This is a genomic window from Psychrobacter namhaensis (assembly GCF_016107545.1).
Taxonomy (GTDB): Bacteria; Pseudomonadota; Gammaproteobacteria; order Pseudomonadales; family Moraxellaceae; genus Psychrobacter; species Psychrobacter namhaensis.
Genome location: NZ_JABASS010000003.1, coordinates 170,922 through 193,236, shown reverse-complemented (window position 1 = coordinate 193,236; position 22,315 = coordinate 170,922). Strand labels below are relative to the sequence as shown.

The 22,315-nt window shown below is 40.8% G+C and carries 14 protein-coding genes and 2 pseudogenes; 8 read left to right on the top strand and 8 right to left on the bottom strand.

The features are described from left to right. Positions 1–95: 95 nt before the first annotated feature. The 6 genes from truA to dinB all read right to left on the bottom strand — a co-directional run bounded on the left by truA (position 96) and on the right by dinB (position 8,167). Complete coding sequence (gene truA, locus JFC06_RS04565; RefSeq protein ID WP_198334125.1) at positions 96–935, bottom strand: tRNA pseudouridine(38-40) synthase TruA; 840 nt, start codon at positions 933–935, stop codon at positions 96–98. Between the two features lie 42 nt (positions 936–977). Next, positions 978–2,078, bottom strand: coding sequence for an asparaginase (locus JFC06_RS04560; RefSeq protein WP_226949556.1), 1,101 nt, complete (start codon positions 2,076–2,078; stop codon positions 978–980). Between the two features lie 132 nt (positions 2,079–2,210). After that, complete coding sequence (locus JFC06_RS04555; protein WP_198334124.1) at positions 2,211–3,839, bottom strand: FimV/HubP family polar landmark protein; 1,629 nt, start codon at positions 3,837–3,839, stop codon at positions 2,211–2,213. A gap of 51 nt (positions 3,840–3,890) precedes the next feature. Next, positions 3,891–5,504, bottom strand: coding sequence for a type IV pilus assembly protein FimV (locus JFC06_RS04550; RefSeq protein ID WP_227685564.1), 1,614 nt, complete (start codon positions 5,502–5,504; stop codon positions 3,891–3,893). A gap of 204 nt (positions 5,505–5,708) precedes the next feature. Beyond that, positions 5,709–6,872 (bottom strand): tRNA preQ1(34) S-adenosylmethionine ribosyltransferase-isomerase QueA, encoded by a 1,164-nt coding sequence (gene queA, locus JFC06_RS04545; protein WP_406947929.1) that lies wholly within the window; start codon positions 6,870–6,872, stop codon positions 5,709–5,711. 209 nt (positions 6,873–7,081) lie between these two features. After that, on the bottom strand, positions 7,082–8,167 hold the full coding sequence (dinB, locus tag JFC06_RS04540; protein ID WP_193006678.1) for a DNA polymerase IV: 1,086 nt from the start codon (positions 8,165–8,167) through the stop codon (positions 7,082–7,084). A 367-nt stretch (positions 8,168–8,534) separates the two neighbouring features. Here dinB and JFC06_RS04535 point away from each other — a divergent pair, with 367 nt between their 5' ends. Then, positions 8,535–8,780: a hypothetical protein gene (locus tag JFC06_RS04535; RefSeq protein WP_193006679.1), complete on the top strand. Its 246-nt coding sequence runs from the start codon at positions 8,535–8,537 to the stop codon at positions 8,778–8,780. A gap of 448 nt (positions 8,781–9,228) precedes the next feature. On the opposite strand, the pseudogene JFC06_RS04530 reads toward JFC06_RS04535, so the two are convergent. Next, positions 9,229–10,510: pseudogene (locus JFC06_RS04530) on the bottom strand (IS256 family transposase). A 416-nt stretch (positions 10,511–10,926) separates the two neighbouring features. Next, entirely contained in the window at positions 10,927–11,826 is a 900-nt protein-coding gene (locus tag JFC06_RS04525; protein WP_198334121.1) for an XRE family transcriptional regulator, read from the bottom strand. Positions 11,827–12,070: 244 nt separating this feature from the next. On the opposite strand from JFC06_RS04525, the gene JFC06_RS04520 reads away from it, so the two are divergent. The 7 genes and pseudogenes from JFC06_RS04520 (at position 12,071) to JFC06_RS04490 (ending at position 22,154) form a co-directional block, all read left to right on the top strand. Further along, positions 12,071–12,340 carry a MerR family transcriptional regulator gene (locus JFC06_RS04520; RefSeq protein WP_198334120.1) on the top strand — a complete coding sequence of 90 codons (270 nt, stop codon included), beginning with the start codon at positions 12,071–12,073 and terminating at the stop codon, positions 12,338–12,340. A gap of 119 nt (positions 12,341–12,459) precedes the next feature. Further along, positions 12,460–13,362: a hypothetical protein gene (locus JFC06_RS04515; RefSeq protein ID WP_198334119.1), complete on the top strand. Its 903-nt coding sequence runs from the start codon at positions 12,460–12,462 to the stop codon at positions 13,360–13,362. Then, positions 13,362–14,669 (top strand): replicative DNA helicase, encoded by a 1,308-nt coding sequence (gene dnaB, locus JFC06_RS04510; protein WP_198334118.1) that lies wholly within the window; start codon positions 13,362–13,364, stop codon positions 14,667–14,669. Before JFC06_RS04515 ends, dnaB begins: the two co-directional genes overlap by 1 nt. Before the next feature lie 86 nt (positions 14,670–14,755). Beyond that, positions 14,756–15,361 carry a hypothetical protein gene (locus JFC06_RS04505; protein WP_198334117.1) on the top strand — a complete coding sequence of 202 codons (606 nt, stop codon included), beginning with the start codon at positions 14,756–14,758 and terminating at the stop codon, positions 15,359–15,361. A gap of 2 nt (positions 15,362–15,363) precedes the next feature. Next, positions 15,364–17,670 carry a hypothetical protein gene (locus tag JFC06_RS04500; protein ID WP_198334116.1) on the top strand — a complete coding sequence of 769 codons (2,307 nt, stop codon included), beginning with the start codon at positions 15,364–15,366 and terminating at the stop codon, positions 17,668–17,670. Further along, on the top strand, positions 17,663–20,818 hold the full coding sequence (locus tag JFC06_RS04495) for a site-specific integrase (RefSeq protein ID WP_198334115.1): 3,156 nt from the start codon (positions 17,663–17,665) through the stop codon (positions 20,816–20,818). The genes JFC06_RS04500 and JFC06_RS04495 overlap by 8 nt, the downstream gene beginning before the upstream one ends. A 111-nt stretch (positions 20,819–20,929) precedes the next feature. Beyond that, positions 20,930–22,154: pseudogene (locus tag JFC06_RS04490) on the top strand (IS3 family transposase). Positions 22,155–22,315 lie beyond the last annotated feature (161 nt).

Genomic DNA, 22,315 nt, shown 5'->3' with positions numbered 1-22,315 from the left:
ATCATTTAAAAATAAGCCCATATTATACGTAAGTTAGCGGATTAAAGCAATACGAAACCTGGTTTTGACTTGACAGCCTGTAAGTGATATGTATATCAATCAGGTAAATTGAGCCAAACAGGGGTTAAAGGCGCGTCTGGCAACAGTTGTTGGAAGCGCTCAGGATAGTAAGCATTAATAAAGTATAAGCCGTCACCAGAAGCGGTAGGCGGTGCAATGGTACGGTCTTTTTTATTCAAAATATTCAAAAAATCGTCTGGTGCTAACTCATGCTTGCCAATGGCATGTAAGGTGCCCATTAAGTTGCGCACCATATGGTGTAAGAACCCATCTGCTTGAATGTCAAAAACGATAAACTGACCATGCGCAAAAAGCCTTGCGTGGCTGACGTTACGCACTGGCTGATTGGATTGGCAAGCCGCCGCCCGGTAACTACTAAAATCGTGAGTACCAACGATATCAGCCGCTGCCCGTTGCATTGCTGCTAAGTCGAGAGGTTCATAGATGTGCGTCACTTGATGATTGAGTATCGCCGGACGTTGCGTTTGATTGAGCGTAATATAGCGATAACGACGGGCAATAGCACCAAAGCGCGCATGAAAGTCAGCTGGCATCGGTTGTACCCAGCGTAGCGCGATATCGTCAGGTAGTAAGCTGTTGACGCCGCGCAACCAGTTGTGAGTGGGACGATACGCGTGAGTGGTGAAATGGGCAATCATATTGCTGGCATGCACGCTGGCATCGGTACGCCCAGCGGCGATGACCTCTACTGGCTCGTTGGCGACTTTACCAATAGCCGTCTCTAGTGCCTCTTGCACACCCAGCACCTCTCGTTGCCGCTGCCAGCCGTGGTAATGTGTGCCTAAAAATTCAATCGCAATCGCTAACGTGTAAGTTGGCGAACGTTCAGGTTTACTGATTTTAGTCTGGGACATTGGCGTTTCGGCGCTTATAAAGTGAGAATAATGAATGGTGGTTTACCGTTTTTTGATGGTCGTGCCAGTTTGATTGATACTGTTCAACCAGCGCTGTCTGCGCCTTGCTGGGGTGTCATAACGTAGTAGTAACCACAGTAACCGTGCATAAATAGCAGGAATGGTTAAACGACCACCAGCAATGACATGATGGTCATATTGCCAACTGCCAGCGGCATAGTTATCGCTAACACCCCCAAACGGGCATTGGCTGGCACATATCACCATGTGTCCTTTTTCATGAGCCAGCTCTAGCGTATCTGCCAAGGCTTTTGAATAAGGAATGTTACCAGCGCCAAAGCCTAATAGAATAATGCCACAGGGTTGCTGTGATAATAGGGCTTGGAGTTGTTGAGTGATGACCTCAACGTCATTCGGCAAACAGTATAAAGCATGAACGCGGGCATAGTGAGCGCGGCTTTGAATGCTACTTAATATTTCTTGCCGATCATCAAGCCAATGCTGCCGGCGGATATCTGAGAGGTTTTTTATATAACTATTGGCTGGATATGCTGCCCGAGCATGACCGGTAAATGCCATCAAATCATGACTGTGAATCTTTTGTACTGTCTGCGCAGGCCAAGCTTCACCGCCAAAACTTATCTTGACACCTGCCTCACCAGCCGCTGCTAGTTTTAGCGCCTCGTTAAGGTTGTCCCAAGCATCGCTATGGGCATCGATACTATAAGCATGTAGGTTCTCGCTGTCCAATAATGGGCGCATACTTCCGGTGACAACGACACAAATATCGCTACCTGCGAAGGCTTCTGCTAAAAATGCACCCAAATAACTTAAGGTATCAGTACCAGTGATGACCACAAAGCGCTTGTCACCTTGCGCATATGCTGTTAGCAGCAGCTGATAGAAGTGCGTAAAATCGCTAGGCGTCAGTTGACTACTGTCTTTAATCAGTGGGTTATCTAACCATGAAATTTTCGGCAAATTGATAGCATTATCTTGATCAGCCAAGAGTTTTTGTAACGTGGGTAAAAACACTTCTGCTGATAATGGCGCTAAGGGTCGCCCATAGCTACCAAAGGTGCCACCAGCATAAATCAGTTGAATGGGATCAGAGAGGGTCTTTGTCATAGCAGAAGAGGGCATAGTATAGTCTTGGTGCAATAAAAAAGTGTGAGAGAAAAAAGAGGCTAGTCATAATATAACGGTTGAACGCAAAAAAATCAGCAAGTATCCCACAATGATAGAATACCTGCTGTTGCGCGAGCGGGCGATTTACTACGCTGTACGCTCAAGTAATGCTTTGGCTTGATTTTGCTGTTCACTATTACCCTGAACCATCACTTCATTCAGCAAACGCTTGGCACTGTCATATTCGCCTAATTGTAGATACTGAGCCGCCAAGTCTAGCGTCACTTGATGACTGTCTAACGATTTCACAAAGTCAAAGTCTGCTGAAAAACGTGATGAGAAGTCTTCTGCTGTTTCCGCCTCTGCTTCAGTAGTAATGTCAGTGTTGATTTCAACCGGAGCATCTGGGGTGGCTGCTGTTGGTGAGTCAGACAGAGAGTCAAGATCGAAGTCATCGTCTATTAAAATGTGATCATCAAATAACAACGGAGCAGTTGGTGTGGTACTAGACTCTTCATCAAGCGCAATTTCTAGGTCATCATCGAGTTGTAAGTCATCATCGAGGGACAGTTCTGCAAGTTTACCATTCTCAATATCGTTGTCTTCAAGTTTACTCTCTTCAACATCAGCGTCTTCAAGAATAAAACCATCACTATCGCTACTGTCATCTGCAAACACAGGATTTTCGTTTTCTAATACTGTCTCTGGGCTATTTGTTTCGTCTAAACTGTCTAAAGATAAAGTAAAGTCATTGTCATCTGCTTGAGTGGTATCAAGCGCCAATGCTTCAGCGGCAGGTTGTTCCGTTTCTTTATCGACATCGCTCGCTAAATCGTCAAAGTCTAAAATAAATTCTTCATTATCTAGCGACAACTCTTCAGCCGCACTATCAGGGCTATTTGGATGGACAGGGGACTCTGTCAGTGTCGTGCTTTCTTCAGATGCGTCAAAACTAAAATCAAAGTCACTAATGTCAGTGTCTTCGCTGGTGATAGCGTCATCCGTGGTGGAGACATCACGGCTAGCATCGTTTGTGTTATCTAGGTCTGTACTATCTAAGTCTGTACTATCTAACGATGTGACAGGAGAGACGCTAGTAGTGTTGGGTTCATCGAAGTCATTTTCAAAATCGCTCAGACTAAGGTCAAAGTCGTCTGCTTCATTTTCACTGGCAGCGTTATCCTCATGCAAATCATTTGAAAGTGTGGGGGTGGCGCTAGGCGCGTCTATCAAAGTACCACTATTTTCGTCAGCGACTGGACTGCTCGCTAAATCAAACTCAATACTTTCAAAGTTGGGGTTATCTTCTATTGGCACCTCTTGTGTCACTGCTTGATGCTGCTCTTCAAAAAATAGGGCCTTTAGCTCATCGGCTCGTGCGATGCTGGTTGCATCGTTCTGAGTTTTGATAGCGTCATACACGTGTTGAAAGTTTTCTGGCTCATTGGTAGTAGCGTATACACTAAGTAGCTTCAGCGACAACTGGCTGTCATGCGGCTTTTCGTTAAGGCCACGATTGAGCGTTTCTATCGCTTTGTCATAGCGCTGTTGATCTATAAAGCGTTGGGCAATGGTAATATGGTCGAATTTTTTGTCATCACCTTTACTGCTTTGGGCAGGAGTATTATGATCCGTTTTAGCCGTTGCAGTTGGCGTAGCTACTTTCCTGCCTGACGGTGGTACTGAAGGTTTCTGCGCTTTTTGTTTGCGCAGTACCAAACCCGCGACTAATAAGATAAGCACCAATCCGGCGATGATATATAGCATATTGTCCATAGTTACTCCCACGCCTATGATCATGGCACACTGTGTTGATCAGTCAGGCAATTATTGATTGCGTAGTTTTTTAAGACGAGCTTGTAGCTCAGCCAGTTTTTGGTTTTGTAGTTGAATCTTTTTAGTGTAGCTATCCAGTGCACTACTGGTTTTTGACAAGCGCTGAGCTTGTGACGCGGCAGTTTGTCTTGAGGCTTTAAGCGTGGCCAATATATCTGTGCTGACACCGTTGCCTGTTGTCGCTGCTGATTTTTCTTGTGTTCCATCTGCACGGCCATCACTACCAGGCGCTAGCACTGAAAACTGTGCTTTTGGTAATGTTTGTGTTTTAGTGGTCGTTGGTTTATCAGAACGTTTGGCCGCTTTTGTCGTCTCAGACGATATGTTGGAGGGTGACTTGGCGGATTTTTTTGGCACAAGTGGATTCGTTCTGCGACTATACAGTCGTTGCGCACTGATAGCAGCTTCTAGGTCTTTTTGTGAGGGTATGACGTCGTAACTAGGTAAGTGTAGTTTGGCATCTGCTTTTAATTGATCCGCATCTTTATTGATAAAAGCGTCCGGATTTTGTGATTGAATCTGTTTCATCACTGTTTGGATATCTAGATTGTTTTCTTGCGCGATTTTCTGTGCTATAACCCATAGACTATCGTTGCGTTGCACCTGATACTGGGCGGTAGTGCTATTAGCTGCGACGGTGTTAGTACTACTACTGCTATGGACTACGTTAGGCGTTGCCGCTTCAACGGTACTGGCAGGTACATTACTGGCTGAAACGGTCTTTAGAGTATTTGCTTCGCTGTGTTCTGGGGCTGAAAGAGTAGGCGTAGTAGTGACCATGCCCTTCTCTGATTGACCACTGGGCTGTATTTGACGCGTGACTTGTATATTTAACACGTCCAAGGGTTTGTTAGTAGTGACTGTAGTAGGCGTATTACTGTCCTTCACTAACGCTTCACCACGGATTGTGGCCGCGTCATTTACATCGGTTTTGTTACCCGTCTGATTATGAGCTGCACGCTGAACAGAGTTGCTGTCGGTATTATTAGTACCATTATTAGTACGAATGGTCACAGCACTGTTGTCTGAGTTTAAGCGGGCATCAGCTAAGCGGCCGCTATCTAAACGACTAGGGGCGTAAGCCAGGTGGTTGCTTTGTGGGGTAGCGGTCACAGTAGGGGTTTGAATGCTAGAGGCTTGTCTACTAGGCGCTGATATGAGTGGCGGCGGTGCCCCTTCTCGAACGGTCAAGGGTTTAGCCACACTGGCAGAAACGCTTGGCAAGTTGGGTTTTTTGGCGCCTGTCACAATATGTTTTGTCGTGTCAATCGGTAGGCTATCACTAAGTGGCATCAGTAAAGTCTTAGGGACGACATTGCGCTGACCATTATCGTTTATGGCCAACACCACATCAGCAAAAGGTTTAGACACAGGCTTTGAGGTACTAATAAATACTTGACCACTGGTCGCCGAGGTAGGCGTAAAGCGTATCGTCATGGAGTCCGTTGGGGTAAGTCCCATTTGCTGATAAATGACTGGGCTTGCCAAACTGGCGGAAAAGTCTGCTGCTTGTATGCCAGTGACCATAATACTCGCAGTGAGGGGCTCATGTTGAGCAGAGGTCACAACCGTCTTGCCAATCGTAGCAGCTTGTGTGCTCGACATGAGAGCGACGTAGCCCACCGAACAGAGAAGTGTCATTGATATCGCGCGATATACAGGAGTCAAGCGATGAGATAAATGACAAGACATGAGCCGCCCTTTAGGAGATGAAGATAAGTTATCTTTGCTGTTATAACAAAATAGTGTTTAGTTTACCAGTTTATTTCATAACTGTTGGGCACACCATAAAAAATGTCTTTATCGTGTTCAGTCAGATTTTTTATCAAGCAGCATCGCATCACCGTAGCTAAAGAATCGATACTGGTTTTTGATGGCATGCTGATAAGCCTGTTCAATAGCCGCTTTACCCGAAAACGCCGACACCAGCATTAACAGAGTTGATTTGGGTAAGTGAAAATTGGTCAACAAGCGATCTATGACCCCAAACTTAAACCCTGGATAAATAAATATATCCGTATCCCCTGACCAGCTAGAAAGGGCTTGTCCATCACTGGCGGTTTTTTGATACGCCGTTTCGAGAACGCGCGTGACGGTCGTGCCAACAGCAATGACTTTTTTGCCATTTGCATGCGTTTGATTAATAAGCTCGGCAGTGGCTTGCGGCAGATGGGCATATTCGCTATGCATGGTGTGATTGAGTAGGTTGTCTGTTTTCACAGGAGCAAACGTACCAGCGCCAACGTGTAGCGTCACAAAAGCCGTATTCACACCTTTTGCCGTAAGCTTACTGAGTACGGATTCATCAAAGTGTAAGCTTGCGGTAGGGGCCGCCACACTCGCAAGCTTGGTTGGATCGTGAAAGACCGTTTGGTAGCGGGTATTGTCTGTCTCATCAGCGTGGCGCTCAAAATAAGGCGGAATAGGCAACTCACCATAGAGCTCTAAATGCGGTAAAATAGGTGCCTCAAACGCTAGGATAAATAAGTTATCTTGACGGCCAACCATCACCGCATTCATATGACCATCGGCAAGGTGCAGGCGTTGGCCAAGCTTGGGTGCTTTACTGGCTTTGACATGACAAAGGGCAAAGTGCTCTCGATTGACGGGTGTCTCGTTTGTTGTTTCTAGGTGCAGCGTCGCTGTATCCAAGTCTGACATATCAACCAAACGCTCAATCAGTATTTCAACCTTACCGCCAGTGTCTTTTTGGCCAAACAAACGCGCTTTCATTACCTTGGTATCATTAAATACGATTAAGTCACCCTCATTTAATAAGTCCGGCAACTCAGCAAACAAGCGATCTTCGACTTGGGTAGGGTTTTTTTGTGCACTGGAGGGCAAATACAGAAGTTTTGAAGCAGAACGCTGTGACAGCGGATAGCGAGCAATCAAGCTATCTGGTAGCTCATAATCGTAGTCATCGACGCTCAGATAACTCAAAGTGTCATTATTTTTATCGGAATCAATCATTGCGCTAGTATCAGTATCTACAGAGTGAGAGTTGGTCATAATCAGTCTTTAAATGAATGTAAATTTTGGCGTAATTGTAGCAGAAATGAGGCTATGAAAGGACAGTTTAATAGAAACGCAGACGCATAAAAACGCTCTGTATTTTTTAAATAGCCTAAGTAAACTTCAATAATAATCAGCAAAGTTCTATAAAAAAATTATGGACTACATTACTCAAATAAATTTAACTGCGGCCGTAACTGGGCAGCTGGTGCTAATGATGAGAAGGTAACGCCGACGAGGCGAATAGGCAGCTCGCGTGGAATGTCTAAAAACAGCTTATCTAACCAATAATGTGCGGATTCAGCACTGTCAAAAGCAGTCGATAGGGTGTGTGAGCGCGTAATTTGAGTAAAGTCTGCATATTTGACTTTTAACGTAATGGTGTAGGCAATGAGCTGTTTTTTTTGCATCTGATGAAACGCATCTTTGTTTTGTTCATAAATCTGGACTCGCAGTTCATCATCATTGTGTAAATTGTCTTTGAATGTGGTCTCCGAACCAACAGACTTATACGTACGTTCAGGTTTTACCGCACGCTCATCACGGCCATGAGCAATATCATGATAGAACTGTCCGCGCTTGCCAAACTCCTGCACCAATACCGCAGCTGGCGTGTGCTTAAGATCAGCGCCACTCTTCACGCCCATCGCGTGTAAACGCTTGGCAGTGGCCTTGCCAATACCGTGAAAGCGCTCGATAGGTAGCGTACTGATAAAGGCGTCAGCATCTGTTGGCGTGATCACGGCTATGCCATTGGGTTTATTGATATCCGAGGCGATTTTGGCCAACATCTTGTTAAATGATACCCCAGCCGAAGCCGTTAAACCTGTGTGCGCTAGGATTTGCGCCCTTAGCCAATTGGCCATTAACGTCGCTGAACCTTGATGAACTTGCAAGCCAGTGACATCCAAGTAAGCCTCATCTAATGACAAGGGTTCCACAAGAGGCGTTAAGTCGTACATGATCTCACGAATTTTGCTGCTGACGGCTCGATAAACTTCAAAACGCGGACGTACAAAGATGACCGCTGGACAACGTTTGCGTGCCTCATAACAGGACATAGCGGAACGGACACCAAATTGCCGTACCTCATAACTGGCCGCTGCGACCACACCGCGACCATTCGGATCGCCCCCAACAACCAATGGCTTACCACGCAACTCAGGAAAGTCACGCTGTTCAACACTGGCGTAAAAAGCATCCATATCGATATGAATAATCTTACGAAGGCTCGGATTTGTAGAAGCTGTCATAACTGTTATCTTATCTGACTTCACCGCTTGACGTCAGTATCAATCGTTAGTGGAATAAAAATGCCATTTATGCAGAATACTACATTTATTAAATTTGGTTTTTCTTCGCTACCTTTTATCACGACAATTTAACCGTCTGTCATGAATATTTTAGGTAAATGTTACAGTTTTGACGCTGGTGTTCTACACTAGAATCTCCAACGTAATCAATCACGGGGGAACGATAAACAGTGTCTTCTTTGCCTCTTTATAAATAAAAAAAGACACTGCTTATGGCTCGTACCAAACATGAAAAAGGTGTTTGGTAATATTAACGCTTTAAAACTGCATAGTTTTCAAGGTGTTTAAAAGAATTAAGGAGCTAAAGATGAATAATGAACTAAAAGGGAGCGATTTAACGCGAGCGATGCTAGCAGGCGGACATAAACAAATATGGTGTGCGGTCTGTGATGAAAGTGATGAGCAAGCCATGATGGATCACTATGATAATGATTTTACTGCTTATATCGTGTCATTTCATGACGGATACTTTCACTGCCGTGCTGGTACACCATGGAGCTTTGCCGTCCCCATAAAAATTAGTGCTGTCACGCAACACGAAATAGAGATGTAAGCACCACGACAAATACGACTGACACAAAAAAACCTCCAAAAGAGGAGGCTAGATTGTTTTAGTATTGGTACCAGTGGTCGGACTCGAACCGACACGCTTTTAAAGGCAACGGATTTTGAATCCTTTGGCTATCTCAAATAACTAGATATACTTAACGATAATAAGCAATGAGTAGAAATAAAATATAATTATAAACAATGACTTAGGGTTAAATTGACTATATTTAGCTATAACTAAAAAGATGTAACAATATTTTTCAAGTATCAAATAAGTATCAAAATTACTTTTAAAAATTGGTTTGTTTAACTGGTTTTAGATCTAGTCGTTAATTTCAATATGATGAAGCGCATTTATGTAACGGACTGCGATTCAGTTAAGAGTACCAAAAAAGTTATCAGCAGATTATGCAAAATATTTGAGACCATCCCAGATTCTGTGTAACTGCCATTTAGATTAAATGCTTACTGATACGATCATCAAACATAATCATAAAGCGATTCAAAGCAGACGTCCAGTTACGGATTGGCATCGACCATTTTTTGGATGCCTGCTGGGTGGCTAAGTACACCACTTTAAATGCAGCCTGATCAGACGGGAACACCTTACGCTTATTCACCGCTGTCCGAATCACACTGTTTAGCGACTCAATAGCATTGGTGGTATATATGACTTTTCTGATGTCTTTAGGGTACTCGAAGAATACCGTTAAGCCCTCCCAGTTATTACGCCAAGACTTGACCACATGTGGGTACTCTTTGTCCCATACTTCATCAAAGTGCTCAAGGTTAGCCTCTGCTATCTCAAGCGTATCAGCGCCGTAGATGGCCTTTAAATCGGCGGCTACTGCTTTTTTATCCGTCCAGGGTACAAATTTCATCGAGTAGCGCACCATGTGTACGATACACAGCTGAACCTGAGCATTGGGATAAACCGTATTGATGGCATCAGGAAAGCCCTTTAAGCCATCAACACAGGCAATGAGGATGTCTTGTACCCCGCGGTTTTGCAATTCAGTGAGAACACCAAGCCAGAACTTAGCGCCTTCATTCTCTGATAACCACATACCAAGCAGCTCTTTCTTACCGTTAAGAGCAACGCCTAGGGCTAGATAGATAGCCTTGTTGATGATCTGCTTGTCTTGACGTATCTTCACGACAATACAGTCTAGATAGACGATAGGATAGACACTGCTTAACGGCCGGTTCTGCCAAGCGGTGATGTCCTCTAAGATGTTGTCAGTGACTCTTGAAACCAGGGTGCTTGAGATGTCGACATCGTAGAGCTCTTTGATACTCTCTACAATCTCAGTGGTGGTTTGACCCTTGGCGTATGAGCGAGGATAAGCAAGTGTGTGGGGCACACTTGCCCGAAGCGCAAGACGGAAGGCTATGCCTGTAGTGAAATATGATCTTGTCATCAAGGCCGCTAATACGGGTTTGATGCTTACGTACTAAAGCAGGTTCAAAGTCGCCATCACGGTCTCTTGGGGTGGATATCTCAAGATCGCCTGTGTCACTGCGGACGGTCTTTTTAGTGTGGCCGTTGCGCTTATTGGGCTTATCCGCCTTCTCATGCTTAGGGTAGCCGAGATGGTCTTCCATCTCAGCTTCTAGGGCGGTATCAATAAACGATTGCATGAGCTGCTTTTGGAAGTCTTTGATGTCATCGAAGCTGTTCATACTACTAGCCATCTGCTCGGCCAGTTTCTTGATGTCAGTTTGCTTGGTCATTGCTTATTCTCCGGTTAATGGATTATAAGCAGTTACACAGTTTTTAGGAAACTCCCAAATATTAAATTATATAGATTGTAACAATCAAACTTTGACTCAACTATCTATCCTTAATTATTACATTGAATGCTCAGCATATCGAATCAGTTGCCATACATTTATTTGCGGCTTAGCCGATAAGCTCTCTAGCACATAATTATTTATTCTATGTTAGATACAAACAGTCGTTAGTAGTCCAGATACATTTAATGTCACTGACCTATTCCTTATTCGAGCGATTGTCATTAAACTAATAATTTAGCGCGTTTAGATAGTCGAGGTTATTATTTGCTTATGCTTCCTAAAGGCGCAGATGACCTTTTTCTAATATTTAGCACTCTTCACAAGTAGCTTTGAGATCGTGTTAAGACATTTCTTTACCAAGGATCCATATTAGTCCAAGCATACACGTAACCGAGAACCTCTAAGCTATCTGTTTTGGATTTAGAAATTTTCTCATCTGGATATTCCTTGTTCTTACATTGTAGTAGCAGACCACCATCAGACTGACTAAATAGTGCTCTTACCCCGTAAAAACTATTACTTCTTATTAAGTAAAATTTGCCATTTTTTATAGTGCGTTTAGTTAAATCTACTGAGCACTGTGCACCAATAGTGATTATCGGATGCATACTATGGTCTTCTTGATTATAGAATAGAGTCTTACTTAAGTTACTGTTCGTCCGTTCAGCAATTTCAGACTGTGACCTTAACGATTGTTCTACATGTTTAAAGTTTTCTATAAATTTAATTAAAGTAGGATATGTCTCTATCTGTTTTAAAATTAACTTATTTTCAATAAAATCATCCGCTCTTTCCTCCCATTCTAGCCGCTCTTCATACTCTTCTATTTCACGCTCTTGTTCAGCAGAAAGCTCATATCGTTTTTCAAATTCTTCATGCTCACTAAAAACCTTATTCTCAAACTCTTCTTTTAGAAACCTAATACTATACGGAAGGCTAGGATCTAAACCGAGCTCTGTAATGTAATGATCCCTCCTACTTTCTTCGTAAGCGTTCATATAGTCCATAGCGTCGTCAATATCTGCGTATGAACTATAAGGGTATTCACCATTTAATAACCAATACTCTGATTCACCTAAAACTTGAGAAAGTCTGAGTAGGTATTCGCCGCTGGGTTTGGCTTTACCAGCTAACCATTTTGATATGCTTCCTTTAGAAACCCCCGTAGTTTTAACAATATCTACTTGTTTAAGTCCTTTCTCCTCCATGCACTTTTTAATTCTATTAGCCATCTGTTTTAGATCTTCACTCACAAATTTCCCCTTATTCATAAAAAGTTTCTTGTGTTTATTTTATCACGAGAAACTTTCAAAAGAAACAGCATAAAATAGTTATTTCTTAGGTTGTAAATCCTTATGCTCTGATAATCATAGATGTTACATTACTTAACAATAATAAATTTAGTTTCGATTGATTTTTTAAGTTTCGAGGGTAAACTATAATTACTAATATTTAGAAGTAATAATCTATTAATCTATATTGACAAGGAAAGAAATTATGTATCGCAAAAAAACTTGGTCAGAATATACAGATGATGAAAAAGAGGTGTTAAGACAAAAAGTTATCGAAGCTGCTCCAGAAACTCCTTTTCCACCTGAATTCGCCGCCGCTTACATCGGCAAATCATTGCACACATTGCAGCATATGCGCTGTCACCAATCCCAAGCTATTACATATAGTAAAGCGGGCAGACATGTTCTATATCGTAAAAGACATCTAGATGAGTATCTTGATAACTGTGAACAATCATCTACAAGCAGTTATTAGATATGCAATCGATTTATAAAAATATAAGTTTAAGAGGTTGAAAATGGAGTTTTTTAGAAAATATCCGATAACTTTCAATAGCTTATAGTTAAAATCATTAGATCAGGCTAGGTGGAAATATGAGTAATCTACTGATAAACGAACCGCCATTACAAGTATTGCCCTCACTTGCCAATAAGATAGGGCTTAATGAAGCGATTGTTTTGCAACAAGTACATTACTGGCTTGCTCACGCTAAGACAAAATATGATGGGAAAATGTGGATTTACAAAACGTTTGAACGATGGCGTGAGCAAGATTTTAAGTTTTGGAGTAAAAGAACAATTGAGCGTATATTTAAAAATTTAACTGACATGGGTTTACTATTAGTAGAAAAACTAGCGGACAACAAACAAAACCGAGTTAATTTTTATACGATTAATTATGAAGAATTAAATAGGGTTAGCGCAGACTTAGGTAACAAACCGCTTGAAATTACTGAAAATAAACATAACGACAAATTGTCTAAATCCAATACGACAGATTGTCGTGATGGATTACGACAGATTAACGATCCTGATAACGGCAACTTGGCATCATCTATCATGACGACAGATTGTCGTGATGTTAAAGAGAATAAAGAAGAGACTATTAAAGAAAATACAGAAGAAAGCGTTGTCGCTTCTTTTTATGATTTTGATAGTCAATACGAAATATACAAAGCACATTTACAGGCGGCAGGTGTATTACCCCTATCTGGATTCATCAATGAGCAAGAATTAAGATTAGAACTTTATGGTTTTCATTCATACTGGTTTGAAAAAAATCTTAGTGAGTCGGTACGCATTGCTAAGCTAGTCAACCTATTTCAGAAAATGGATAAAAAGCGAATCAACAAATTTAAAACCAACCTTGATGAGCATACTCCATTACACCCTAGTCATATACCTGTTGAAACAATCTCAACAGCCAAAAAACAGCATGATCCTGAAAGAATAGCCGCCATGATTACTGCCGCTGAAGCGAAAACTGAGAGGAAATAATGAGTAATTTATACAACCATAGTCTCGAGCAATCTATAATCTCTACGCTTATCTCAACTGATAATTCATATCAGAAAGTTGCGGGAAAAATAAAAGCAAACGACTTTTATTCAGAAGCGCATCAACTAATATTTGAGTCTGTCGAGTCATTGGTTGCATCTGGAAAGCCATACGACACAGTAATGATTATCGATAAGTTATTAGCTAATAAGAGAAACAAATCTGTCATCGAATATATATCGAATGAACTGCTAATAGCTGCATCATCAATTTTTAATCTTGAAAGCTACATAGAGCGCTTAATTGATTTATCGCAACGTAGAAAAATCAGTGAATGTTATGAGAGAGCAAAACTTAAAATTGCTAACTTTGATTTAGCGCCTATCGATTCTTGGAGCTTAACGGCTGAAGATGTTAATGCAGTAATGCAGGGAACAGTCAGTGAGGGTTACTCAAGCATTGACCAACTTATAGAAAACTTTGTAGAGGATCTAAAACACAATGCCACTGTAGGCGTTGCACCAAACATTAAAACAGGGTTAGTAGAGCTCGATAATAAAACAATGATTATGAATGGCGAGATGGTTGTTATTGCAGCTCGTCCCTCAATGGGTAAAACCACTTTAGGACAGACCATCGCTATAAACATTTCTCAAAATGAAGACGGTGTTGTTGTTTTCTTTAGCCTTGAGATGCCAAAAGCTAGCATTGTTAAGCGTTTAGTAAGCAGTATGGCTAACATACATATGAGCAAAGTGTTTAGCGGACAAAATCTAGATACACAGGATTGGGAAGGTATCATGAGTAACAAAAAGCGCATCGAGGCGTTACCGATGATTATCGATGACCGTAGTGGCATCACTACAGGACAGATGCGAGCCACATTAAACCGCATACGCCAAAAACACGGCAGAATATCGGCAATCATAGTAGATTACATTCAGTTGATTCGGGCTACTAATCTAAAAGACAATCGAGAAGGGCAGATTAGAGACATATCGTCAGCTTTAAAAGGATTCGCTAAAGAATTTGATTGTCCAATGCTTGCGCTATCGCAGCTTAATCGTAGTTTAGAAAATCGCGATAACAAACGTCCGATTATGAGCGATTTACGAGATTCAGGCTCTATTGAGCAAGATGCTGATCATATCATCTTTATTTATCGTGAAGAGGTTTATAACGAAAAGTCAGTTCAAAAAGGCATTGCTGATTTGATTATTGGCAAACAGCGTAACGGCTCGATTGGTACTGTTAAAGTTAAGTTCAAGGGAGAATACAGTCGTTTCGCTGATTTCGCTTCAAGCTAGTGCTATGAAAATTCGTTTTAACCTGTTTGTGATTAGTTCTGAAAATGATGAGGGATATATTACTTTATCAACAAGCACTCAAATTTATGGCTGAAGAGACAGGAATAATAAATCAAAATTATGGAATGAAGTCAACAATGGGAACTACAAGCTTAAAACCAACTCAGAAGCTAGTAAATTTTAATAAAACTAAACTGCTTATTCATCCTCAAGCTGAATCTGCTTTGTCTATTTGGCAAAGACTCAGATTTATTACATCTTCTATAAATATTGAATATTTAGATAGTTTTTACTGCCCGCCTATTAGATTGACTAAAAATAGCTGTAATACATTATTTTTTATCAACGATTTTAAGAGAATTGATGAGATATTAAGACTGCAAAGTACGGACAGTTATCTATGTCTCATCACACCAGAAAGTATTAACGATATTCAGATGTTGGCATGGGCTGAAGTTGTAAAGTTAGTATTTACAAAAGATATCCATCATCCGCAGTTGTTTAAAGCACTCAAGCAGAAGGCTCCAAAATCTATTATATGTAAATTGATGGGCATTGATAGTCTAACAATCGATAATTATTGCTTTTTCGCTGGTATAGCTAAAACAAATTTTGAGTACCAACAGACTAAGATATCAATTGAAGATGGCTTGGTAGGTCTACCACTGAGTATGAACTGGTTGGGGAACTAACTATGATAAATATTAACAAGGATAAGTTAGAAGAGGTACTAGGTAAGCTAGTGCCTGCTACCTCTCCAGCCAATCTAAAGATACAGAGCCTTGTTATTTGTATTGTGAGATTAAAGCCAAACCTTGCTCTAAACATTGACTTTATTCCTGAATCATTAGAGGTGGTTTTTACGGTCAATGAATGCGATGGTATAGCAGATAAAATTGTCAAAGCTAAAAAGATAGAAGAATGGGCTGTCTCATATATGCTTGTACTGTTTTATAAAAGATATGGAGCAGTAGATAGTAGAAGCAATGCTTGGCAGTTTATGAGTGTTTATCTGCAGATTATTTTAAGGCTCACACTGCGAGAGGATAAGCACTTTGATAAAGTGAATCAGCTGGGTGTACGCGTTAGGATGGGGTTGAAAGCACATAACCCTCAGTCTGAGATCCTTAATGAGCTCATTCATATACATGCTCAGCAAGATACATTGGCTAGCGTACTTGGTGGTATTCGTGTATATGAAGCTATAACAAAGCAGTCTGAGGCTTCAGGGAAAGTCATTAATAAAAAGCTGGCAGGAAAAATTGGTCGTATCCGACTAGCTTACGAGGTCGTAGCAGAAGATAAAGCTTTTATAGGTAGAGCCTACTCAAAAACGAATAGTATAGATGTCGTTAATCCAGGCTTAGATAAAATTTACTTTGAAAGTGACAATGAGCCACTTAGAGCTACAGCATTCGGTATCGATCACCAGAATGATAATGTATCGTACGATGAAAACCTTGCAGATGATGATCCAGAAAAGCTTTTAGATAATGACTTCAAGCCCTCTAAAAATACAGCCAAGTCTTCAGAGCTTCAGCAATGGAAGCTTAGAAATAACTACCGTCATGCAAGGCGTAATGGGTTTGGTTTTCCGACCCGCTTACGTCAGTTAAGTTTAGTCAGTATTCAAATGCTATTTGATAGGCTCTGGCAGCTTTTGATGGTCTCAGGTGGTAACAGTCGTTCTAGTTATACTATTGTTTTGATTTCACTTATTAGTGGTCGTAGGGTTCAAGAGATTATTGATGAGCTAGGCCTAGATAAGGGTCAACGCTCTTGGTTAAGTTATAAGAATGGAGCTAATGGAGGCTATCATGCTTTGAGTATTATAGTAAATGTCACTACAAACCGCAGAAGCCATTTACTACAACATCGGCAAAGCTATGATAATGAGTTTAGTTTGCCACTTCCTTATGAACTCCAAACTATCATAGAAAACTCAACTCCCATCGAACAGACTCAGGTAAGAGAGAGTTTAAAAGACCTACAATATCAGCTCGACCTGCCAGCTTTAAGCTATCAGCATATTGAGTCGGCACTATATAGCATCATACAAAATGAATTAAACGAGCCATTACATGCTGATTTAATAACAGCAGTTGATGTTAAACATAGCTCGTCTCTTTACTATACAAGCATTAGCACAGAAAGCTTAAATGATACCTATTTTCGAGCCATATCTTTAATGTCAAAGATGTGTGGTACGGATGTTCAAAAGCAACTATTTTCTAAAAATTTACCCATAACTAATAAGCCCCATATCGGTAGTGATATGGCTTTAAATAGGGGTGTTTGCCAAAAGTTTTTTGAACAGTTAGCAGATGCCGTTGAAAGCTTCAATGAGCGACTTATTAGGGACCTAAGTATTAAACAAGATCGTTATATTGAACAATTTAATACTTATAGTATTTGGCTGTGGCATATCATTATGATCCAGACGGGCATTAGGCCTGTCGTACATGCCCCAGGTTTATTAAACCAATTTGATTTTCGAGCTAGACTATTTTGGGTCTCAGACAAAGAAGAGCGTCAAGGACAGAGCCAAGGTAGGCTTATTCCACTAAGTCAGTTCTTAATAATAGCCATTCAAAATTATATAAAGTATATAAAGCAGTTTGCAGCACTACACAACGTTATTTACCCCTCTGTGCAATTTCCAATAGACGATATTCTAAACTCTCGCCAGCCTTTAATTCAGCTTTTTAGTAAGAATCCCAGAGGCTTTTCCAGTATTGCACCCAGTAAAGTACGTTATCAGTTAAAGAGTTTTTTTAGTCATCAAGATAACTGGCTTCGACATCAACTGCGTACTTTGCTGACTAATAGAGCACCTGAGCACTTAATACGCGCCTTATATGGTCATGAACAGCCTGACCAGGAGGCGATGCATCCAATGTCATCACTGTCGATTAACAAAATTAAGAGCTTACATAACTACCTTGATGAGGTTGCATGTGAGCTTAATTTAAAACAGGTTGAGGTAAGAATACATGGCTAATTTAGTTGCGCATAAATTAAGGGCACAAAATCGTAATAGCTCTCATCAAGATATTAAAGATGAAGCAAAGAGCCTTGTTGAGTCTTATATGAGCGTTAATCCACTCAAGCAAACGATAGAGCTATCTGATTATTATCAGGATATAAACACTATTTTGGAGAATGCTTTTGATACACCGCTTAGTTTTCAGCTGGCACGTCAGGGCTTTTTAGAAGCTATCCGCACATACAACCGAAAGCATAATACTTATTTAGATGAGCCAGTAGTTCCTATTTTAGCAGAGCGTGATACGTTAAACATTGGATATGAGTGGTTTGTACAGGGTTCTCAAGTGAGCCTAGCTGTTCAAGATATGATTGAGATATGGCAAAGGAAGAGGAGGTTTAGTAACAGTGACTTAATTGAATCAGCGATATTTTGTAGTATCGTCTATGGCGGTATTAATGATATAGCGGTATTAAAGTCTTTATACCACTGGATGCTAGGCAGTCGAGATGTCTATAGATTAGATTTTCCAAAAAATGAAAGCGCAGAGGCCATTCAAAGCTTAGCGGTAATTTTGTTGACTGTTAAAGATGATAGTTATGGCTGTTATAAAACAGGTAGCGATGGGTTAATTGACACTGCTGATAGTAAGTTAAATAGATACATTGAATATATCCCTGACGATATGACATTGTGCTTCTTATACGCGCTAAAAAATAAGAATGTTAAGCGTGAGAGTATTAAGGCTTTTGATACCTTGATTAATGACATTAGCAAGAAACTGAAGCTCAAGAATAAAGACAGGACAAAGCCAGAGTATTCGAAGCTAATTAAATATGCAAACTACCACTGGAGGCAGTTAGAAGGATCTAATCTTGATAATACTTTATCTACTATTAAGCAAGGCAAGGTTAAAACAATAGGTCTGCATAAAGACAAACTGAGTAACTACAATCGAGAGTCAATTAATAAGAGTCCTAAGCCATTACAGTGGCATGAGTTGTTTGAGGTAGTCACTGCCCAAGGCTCTACTGATAGCAACAAGAGGAGTAGCTACCCTGCATTTAGTAAAAATTTGATTAGAGAAATTCAGGAAGCACTTAAAGATACTAGAGCAGGATCCATTAGATATATCGAGCAGCTGCAAAATGAATTTCCTCAACCAAATGCACAGCGTATATTAGGATGGGTGCGTCATTTATTAAATGATAAAAGCATAAACCAAGAGAGCATAGCTAAGTACGTAGGCTGTATAGGACGTGATTGGCTGATGCTAACAATGGATGAGGATATAGAAGAGTGGGGTAGTGAAGAGTATGAGACTATCTACGAGCAAATCATTCAAAGCAAAGTTAAGGATGGCCGGACAAATTCTGTTATAAAAAAAGATTCTGATCTCATCGGTGAGCTGGTAGGTCAGAATAAATTTTCATATTTGAATAAGCTAAAAGATACTCAGAAGTTTACCTATGGCCGTTTGCGTACTTTCCATGATTATCAGCGTGACTATTACGACGCACCTTACGTTTATTTTCCTTGGGGTAGTAACCGTCAGGTCGTAAAAGCGAACATCATATCTCCTCGAATTTATCGTGCGATGAAAGCGCACATTAATAGCTCCACGCTAGAGGATGAACAAAAAAGACTGTGCTTGGTTGTTTTGAGCTTAGCTTACCGGTCAGGACTGCGTATAAATGAGCTCATTGGCATCAAGGTGTCTGATATCGCTGATATATGTGTTAGCAATGATGATTTAAGAGTAGAAGATCCTAAAATATGGCTAAGACCTAACCGTTATCGACGGTTAAAGAGCAGTAGTGCTAGTCGTGTTATACCACTAGGATGTCTATTAAAACAAGATGAAAAAAAGTTGTTTATTGAACATTATCATTACCAGAAACGTTTAAAAAGAACGTATTTATTTTCACAAGGCTCAGGTAAGCAGCCACTGCCAAGCACGTTTTTTAGTAATATGATAAAAGTAATCTGGGATAGATTACTTGGGGAGCATGATTTTACTTTTCATAGCTTTAGGCATACAGCAATAAGCCATTTAGCTTTGGTATTACGCAAGTCTCCGCTAGTAGCTGTAATGACTGATTATGAGTTAGGTGAGTGTAATGCGATTAGTAAGAGTATTGTTGGCTACCATCAAGAGCAAGGTGCTTGGTTTGGACTGGCAGGCTTTGCAGGGCACTTAACATGTGACACCACATTTGAGCATTATATTCATACTGCCTATCTGCTGGCAGGTGTTCAACTCAGTGAGTCAAAATTAAGACTGCCACTTATAGTCTTGCAGGCGGTAACGGGTCTTAACTATAATTCAGTGTATAGAAAAAACACCTCAGCTTACGAGCCAGCGACTAAGCAAGTGCAGTTATGGAAACTAAGGTCGTACTTAGTTGGGAAAGTGAGCTTTAATAAACAGTCTTTATTTGAGTCTGATGATATAAAAAATATACACTTGCCAGCAGTGATTAGTGAAGATCAAACTAGCGCTAACGCAGAAAAAGATTCTATTTTTATTCACTCTAAATATTTTGATGTGATCGGATTTTTAGAAGAATTAGAAAAAACCAGTTTAGATAAACGGATTAAAGCACTCCCCGAAGTAGCGATAAGGCACGGGATTGGGCTAAATGAAGCTAAAGAGGTTTTCAGTAAGGCTAGTCGTATTTTTACCAATTGTGATAAATTACTGTTAGGCACACCTAAGGGTGGTAAGAATCAGGAATTACTGATCAAAGCATTAGAAAGAGCTTATCAGCTATCTATTCAAAATCCTGAGGCTCTTATAAAGTTCGTAGAAATATTTTCAAATAAACAAAATCTTAATTCCTCATCACTTCATTTTGGGATTAAACAACACCAGAAGAAGATTTTACAGCAGTTTGTTGCTGTGGGTTGTCAACTTATTAATGCATCACATTGGCAGATTAGAGCTTCAAGTGAGAAAGCAGTCACTGATTTAAAACATAGTTTAAGTTTGGATAATCAGATAAGAACAGGGAGTCGTCTGAATTTCCATGGTTATGAAATTAGAGTAATACAGAAGAAAACTAAGCGATCTGATAAGAACCTAGCTACTAAAGAGATATATTACGCCTCATCAGGTATTCTAAAGTATTTAGGGTATTTACTAATGATAATAACTAGGTGATGAAATGGCTTCATTTGACAAACCAAAACCCTGATATTAAGCACATTGAGCTATGCTGAAGAAACCGTAGAGATAAACTTGGTAAACTAAGCGTATTAATCGGAGTTTATCATGACCAAGAAAGTAAGAACCTACAGTGACGAATTTAAAGCCGAGGCCGTCAAGAAGATATCAGACAATAATGGCAATATCTCAGCCACTGCAAAGCAGCTTGGCATTGCCATGCAAACGCTATCAAATTGGCATAACAAAGCCAATCAAGGCAAGCTTGTCGGCACAGAGCAATACGATCCTGATCTTATGAGTGCTCTTCAAGAAATAAAGCAGCTCAAGCGGCAGCTCAAAGTGGCTGAAGAGGAACGCGAAATACTAAATGAGGAGGGATAAAGCGAAGCACTGCTTCGCCCCGACGCAAGGGGAGAGCTATGCTCGAGTTGGCGACGGCGTACTTCGCGGGAAACAGTTAGTCAGGTACGCCTTTATCAAAGACAACCAGTTCCTCTTTCGCATCATCACTATGTGCCGTGTGTTAAGGGTTAAGCCATCAAGCTATTACGACTGGCTAAGTCGTGATCTCAGCGACCAACAGATACATCGCAACCAATCTGAATTACTGGTTAAAGCCGCTCACAATGAAACGAAAGAACGTTATGGCGTAGATCGACTGCATGCTCATCTAAGCGAGCAAGGGCATGACATTAGCCTATATATGGTAAGAAGCATCAAAGAGCAACACGGCATTAAATGTCGTAGTCATAAGCGCTTTAAAGTCACCACCGACTCCAATCACAACAAGCTGGTCTATCCAAACGTACTGGATCAGAAGTTTGATGCTAAGCGCCCTAACGAGTCGTGGGTCAGCGACATCACCTATATCTGGACACATGAGGGCTGGTTGTATTTAGCGGGAGTCAAAGACTTATATACCAAAGAGCTTGTCGGTTACGCTATTAACAAGCGTATGACCGCAGATTTAGTTTGCAAAGCACTAAATATGGCCATCAAGAATAAACGTCCAAACAAAGGGCTAATCGTTCACTCTGACAGAGGCAGCCAGTATTGCAGCCATGCCTACCACAAGATCGTTAAGCAGCATCAGTTTACAGGTTCAATGAGCGCTAAAGGTAATTGCTTCGACAATGCTCCAATAGAAAGCTTCTGGGGCACATTAAAGAATGAGCTGGTATATCATCAAGACTATAAAACAAGGTTCACAGCGATCAACGATATTATTAGATACATCGAGCTGTACTACAATCAGACTAGAATTCAAAAGGGTTTGGGCTATAAATCACCAAGACAGGTGTGGTTTGATTATTATCGTCAGGCTGCGTAATTAAAATCTCCCAAGTTTATGTATACGGATTTGACGGCAGGGGTCATGGTTCGGACTGCATAAGCTATTGTATAATGTGATTAAAGTATTTGGGGCTGTCCTAGATAACTAGTTCAAACCCTGTTTAGAGAGTTTCCCAAACTCTGTGTAACTGCTTATAA

Excerpts from the sequence above, each read along its gene's own strand:
- JFC06_RS04555 (WP_198334124.1), bottom strand. The coding sequence starts at position 3,839 with ATGGACAATATGCTATATATCATCGCCGGATTGGTGCTTATCTTATTA.
- queA (WP_406947929.1), bottom strand. The coding sequence starts at position 6,872 with ATGATTGATTCCGATAAAAATAATGACACTTTGAGTTATCTGAGCGTC.
- dinB (WP_193006678.1), bottom strand. The coding sequence starts at position 8,167 with ATGACAGCTTCTACAAATCCGAGCCTTCGTAAGATTATTCATATCGAT.
- JFC06_RS04520 (WP_198334120.1), top strand. The coding sequence starts at position 12,071 with ATGTATCGCAAAAAAACTTGGTCAGAATATACAGATGATGAAAAAGAG.
- JFC06_RS04495 (WP_198334115.1), top strand. The coding sequence starts at position 17,663 with ATGGCTAATTTAGTTGCGCATAAATTAAGGGCACAAAATCGTAATAGC.
- JFC06_RS04505 (WP_198334117.1), top strand. The coding sequence starts at position 14,756 with ATGGCTGAAGAGACAGGAATAATAAATCAAAATTATGGAATGAAGTCA.
- JFC06_RS04560 (WP_226949556.1), bottom strand. The coding sequence starts at position 2,078 with ATGCCCTCTTCTGCTATGACAAAGACCCTCTCTGATCCCATTCAACTG.
- dnaB (WP_198334118.1), top strand. The coding sequence starts at position 13,362 with ATGAGTAATTTATACAACCATAGTCTCGAGCAATCTATAATCTCTACG.
- JFC06_RS04515 (WP_198334119.1), top strand. The coding sequence starts at position 12,460 with ATGAGTAATCTACTGATAAACGAACCGCCATTACAAGTATTGCCCTCA.
- truA (WP_198334125.1), bottom strand. The coding sequence starts at position 935 with ATGTCCCAGACTAAAATCAGTAAACCTGAACGTTCGCCAACTTACACG.
- JFC06_RS04550 (WP_227685564.1), bottom strand. The coding sequence starts at position 5,504 with ATGTCGAGCACACAAGCTGCTACGATTGGCAAGACGGTTGTGACCTCT.
- JFC06_RS04535 (WP_193006679.1), top strand. The coding sequence starts at position 8,535 with ATGAATAATGAACTAAAAGGGAGCGATTTAACGCGAGCGATGCTAGCA.
- JFC06_RS04500 (WP_198334116.1), top strand. The coding sequence starts at position 15,364 with ATGATAAATATTAACAAGGATAAGTTAGAAGAGGTACTAGGTAAGCTA.